2 protein-coding genes and 1 pseudogene are annotated in these 3,764 nt (G+C 69.3%); all 3 read right to left on the reverse strand.

Annotated elements, in window-relative coordinates:
* Positions 1-37: 37 nt before the first annotated feature.
* Positions 38-223 carry a DUF6104 family protein gene (locus tag JM949_RS34400; RefSeq protein ID WP_007464679.1) on the reverse strand — a complete coding sequence of 62 codons (186 nt, stop codon included), beginning with the start codon at positions 221-223 and terminating at the stop codon, positions 38-40.
* Positions 224-344: 121 nt separating this feature from the next.
* Positions 345-773: a hypothetical protein gene (locus JM949_RS40110; protein ID WP_407664876.1), complete on the reverse strand. Its 429-nt coding sequence runs from the start codon at positions 771-773 to the stop codon at positions 345-347.
* A gap of 81 nt (positions 774-854) precedes the next feature.
* Positions 855-3,679 (reverse strand): annotated as a pseudogene (locus JM949_RS34405) (multifunctional oxoglutarate decarboxylase/oxoglutarate dehydrogenase thiamine pyrophosphate-binding subunit/dihydrolipoyllysine-residue succinyltransferase subunit); the annotation flags it as partial.
* Between the last annotated feature and the right edge of the window lie 85 nt (positions 3,680-3,764).

Here is a 3,764-nt window from a genome sequence, read left to right on the forward strand (position 1 = left end):
GCGCGGCGAGGGGTTGGGGTGGGGTTGGGGGGGTTGGTTAGGCGTCTTCGTCGTCGGGGTCGTCCAGGCGGGCTAGGTAGGTGGCGAGGCGTTCGATGGGGGTTTCGAAGTCGGGGTTGAGGTCGACGAAGTCGCGCAGGCGTTCGCCCAACCACTCCAGGGTCACCTGCTCGTCGCCCCGGCGCTCGACCAACTCCTCGATGCCACGGTCGGTGAAGTACACGGCGTACGTCCTCGTGCTCGGCCCGGCGCGGGCCGGGGGATGGGTGGTCGGTTGGACCGACGCGAGCCGGGGCAGGACCGTGGTGAAACGGCCCTGCCCCGGCTTTCGCGCTCAGGTCAGGTCACGGGCGGGGGAGAGCCGCCTCGATCAGCGCGGTCTGCTCGACCTCGTGGGTCTTCGCCGAGCCGACCGCCGGGGCGGCCGCGGCCGGGCGGGAGATCCGCCGCAGCCGAACGTCCGTGAGGTGCTCCAGCAGGTTGAGCGCGACGAACGACCAGGCGCCCTGGTTGGCCGGCTCCTCCTGCACCCAGGCGAAGTCCTCCGCGTTCGGGTACTGGGCGAGGGCGGCGCGGATCTCCTCCACCGGCAGCGGGTACAGCTGCTCGATCCGGAGGATCGCGGTGTCCGTGACGCCGCGCTCCTGCCGGGCCTGGAACAGGTCGTAGTAGACCTTTCCGGAGCAGAGCAGCACCCGCTTCACCGCCTCCGGTGCCGGGGCGGCCGTGTCGCGCAGCACCGGCTGGAAGGTGCCGGTGGTGAAGTCCTCCACCGACGAGACGCAGAGCTTGTGCCGCAGCAGCGACTTCGGCGTGAACACCACGAGCGGCTTGCGCTTGGGCGACAGGGCCTGACGGCGCAGCAGGTGGAAGTAGTTCGCCGGGGTGGTCGGGATGGCCACCCGCATGTTGTCCTCGGCGCACATCTGGAGGAACCGCTCCGGCGGCCGGAGGTGTGGTCCGGGCCCTGGCCCTCGTGGCCGTGCGGCAGCAGCAGGGTGACGGCGGACCGCTGGCCCCACTTCACCTCGCCGGAGGAGATGAACTCGTCGATCACCGACTGGGCGCCGTTGACGAAGTCGCCGAACTGGGCCTCCCAGGCGACCAGGGCGTTGATGTTCTCCACCGAGTAGCCGTACTCGAAGCCCATCGCCGCGTACTCGCTGAGCAGCGAGTCGTGCACGAAGAACCGGGAGCGTTCGCCGTCGGAGGTGAGCGACTTCAGCGGCAGGTAGTCCTCCCCGGTACGGGAGTCGACCACCGAGGCGTGCCGCTGGACGAAGGTGCCGCGACGCGAGTCCTGCCCGGCCAGCCGGACGGTGACCCCGTCGTGCAGCAGCGCTCCGAGCGCGATGATCTCGCCGAAGCCCCAGTCGATGTTGCCCTCGACGGACATCTTGGCCCGCCGGTCCAGCAGTTGCTGGATCCGCTTGTGCGGGGTGAAGCCCTCCGGCAGGTTGACGTGCGCCTCGCCGATCGCCTTCACCACCGACGCGTCGGTGGCGGTGTCGACCTGCGGCTCCGGCTCCTCCTCGCGGCGCGGCCGGTTGAGCTGGCGCGGCGCCGAGGCGGCGTCCCGGGTGGCCTTGAACACCTTCTCCAGCTGCGCCTGGTAGTCACGCAGCAGCTCTTCGGCGTCCTCGACGGTGATGTCGCCGCGGCCGATCAGCTCCTCGGTGTAGAGCTTGCGGACCGAGCGCTTCGAGTCAATGATCTTGTACATCTGGGGGTTGGACATCGACGGGTCGTCGCCCTCGTTGTGCCCGCGCCGGCGGTAGCAGACCATGTCGATCACGACGTCCTTGTTGAACGTCTGCCGGTATTCGAAAGCGAGCCGGGCGACCCGGACCACGGCCTCCGGGTCGTCGCCGTTCACGTGGAAGATCGGCGCCTGGATCATCCGGGCCACGTCGGTGCTGTAGAGGCTGGACCGGCTGTACTCCGGGGCGGTGGTGAAGCCGACCTGGTTGTTGACCACCACGTGCACGGTGCCGCCGGTGCGGTAGCCGCGCAGCTGCGACAGGTTGAGCGTCTCGGCGACCACACCCTGCCCGGCGAACGCGGCGTCACCGTGCACCGCCAGCGGCAGCACGGTGTAGCCCTCCAGCTTGAGGTCGATCCGGTCCTGCTTGGCCCGGACGATGCCCTCCAGCACCGGGTCGACGGCCTCCAGGTGCGACGGGTTGGCCACCACCGACACCTTGACCGCGTGCTCACCGTCGGGAGTGGTGAACTTGCCGTTCTGGCCCAGGTGGTACTTCACGTCGCCGGAGCCCTGCGTCGAGCGCGGGTCCAGGTGGCCCTCGAACTCCGAGAAGATCTTCTCGTACGGCTTGCCGACGATGTTGGCCAGCACGTTGAGCCGGCCCCGGTGCGCCATGCCGATGACGACCTCGTCCAGCCCGTTCTCCGCGGAGGACTCCAGCACCTCACCGAGCAGCGGGATCAGCGACTCGCCGCCCTCCAGCGAGAAGCGCTTCTGGCCGACGTACTTCGTCTGTAGGAAGGTCTCGAACGCCTCGGCGGCGTTGAGCCGGTTGAGCACGTGCTTCTGCTCGTCGGCGGACGGCTTCTCGTACTTGCGCTCGATCCGTTCCTGGACCCAGCGCCGCTCCTCCGGGTCCTGGATGTGCATGTACTCGATGCCGACCCGACGGCAGTACGAGTCGCGCAGCACGCCGAGGATCTCGCGCAGCTTCATCCGCTGCCGGCCGGCGAAGCCGTTGACCGGGAACTCGCGGTCCAGGTCCCACAGGGTGAGGCCGTGCTGGAGGACGTCCAGGTCGGGGTGCTTGCGGATCTTGAATTCCAGCGGGTCGGTGTCGGCCATCAGGTGACCGCGCACCCGGTACGCGTGGATCAGCTCGTGCACCCGGGCGGTCTTGTTGATCTGACCCTCGGAGTTGACCGCCACGTCGCGCATCCACCGCACCGGCTCGTACGGGATGCGCAGCGCGGTGAAGATCTGGTCGTAGAAGCCGTGCTCGCCCAGGATCAGCTCGTGCATCACCTTGAGGAACTCGCCGGACTGCGCGCCCTGGATGATCCGGTGGTCGTACGTGCTGGTCAGCGTGATGATCTTGCTGACCGCCAACTCGGCCAGGGTGGCCTCGGACATCCCCTGGTAGGGGGCCGGGTACTCCATCGCGCCCACGCCGATGATCGCGCTCTGCCCCTGCATCAGCCGGGGCATCGAGTGCACGGTGCCGATGCCGCCCGGGTTGGTCAGCGAGATCGTGGTGCCGGAGTAGTCCTCCATGGTCAGCTCGTTGCGCCGCGCCCGCCGGACCACGTCCTCGTACGCCTGCCAGAACTGCCGGAAGTCCATCTGCTCGCAGCCCTTGATGGAGGGGACCACCAGGTTGCGGCTGCCGTCCGGCTTGGCCAGGTCGATCGCGATGCCCAGGTTGACGTGCGCCGGGCGGACCACCGCCGGCTTGCCGTTGGCCTCGGCGAAGGAGTTGTTCATCTCGGGGTGCTGGACCAGCGCCCGAACCATCGCGTAGCCGACCAGGTGGGTGAAGCTGACCTTGCCGCCCCGCCCCCGGGCGAGGTGGTTGTTGATCACGATGCGGTTGTCGACCAGCAGCTTGGCCGGGACCGCCCGCACGCTCGTCGCGGTGGGCACGCTCAGCGAGGCGTCCATGTTCTGGACGATCTTCGCGGCGACGCCGCGCAACGGCGTGGTCTGCGGACCGTCGGCGGTCGGCGCGGCGGCCTTCGCGGCGGGGCGGCCTTGGCCGGGCCGAGGCGGCGGGCTTGGC

The organism is Micromonospora tarensis (genome assembly GCF_016803395.1).
In the GTDB taxonomy this organism is placed as follows: Bacteria; Actinomycetota; Actinomycetes; order Mycobacteriales; family Micromonosporaceae; genus Micromonospora; species Micromonospora tarensis.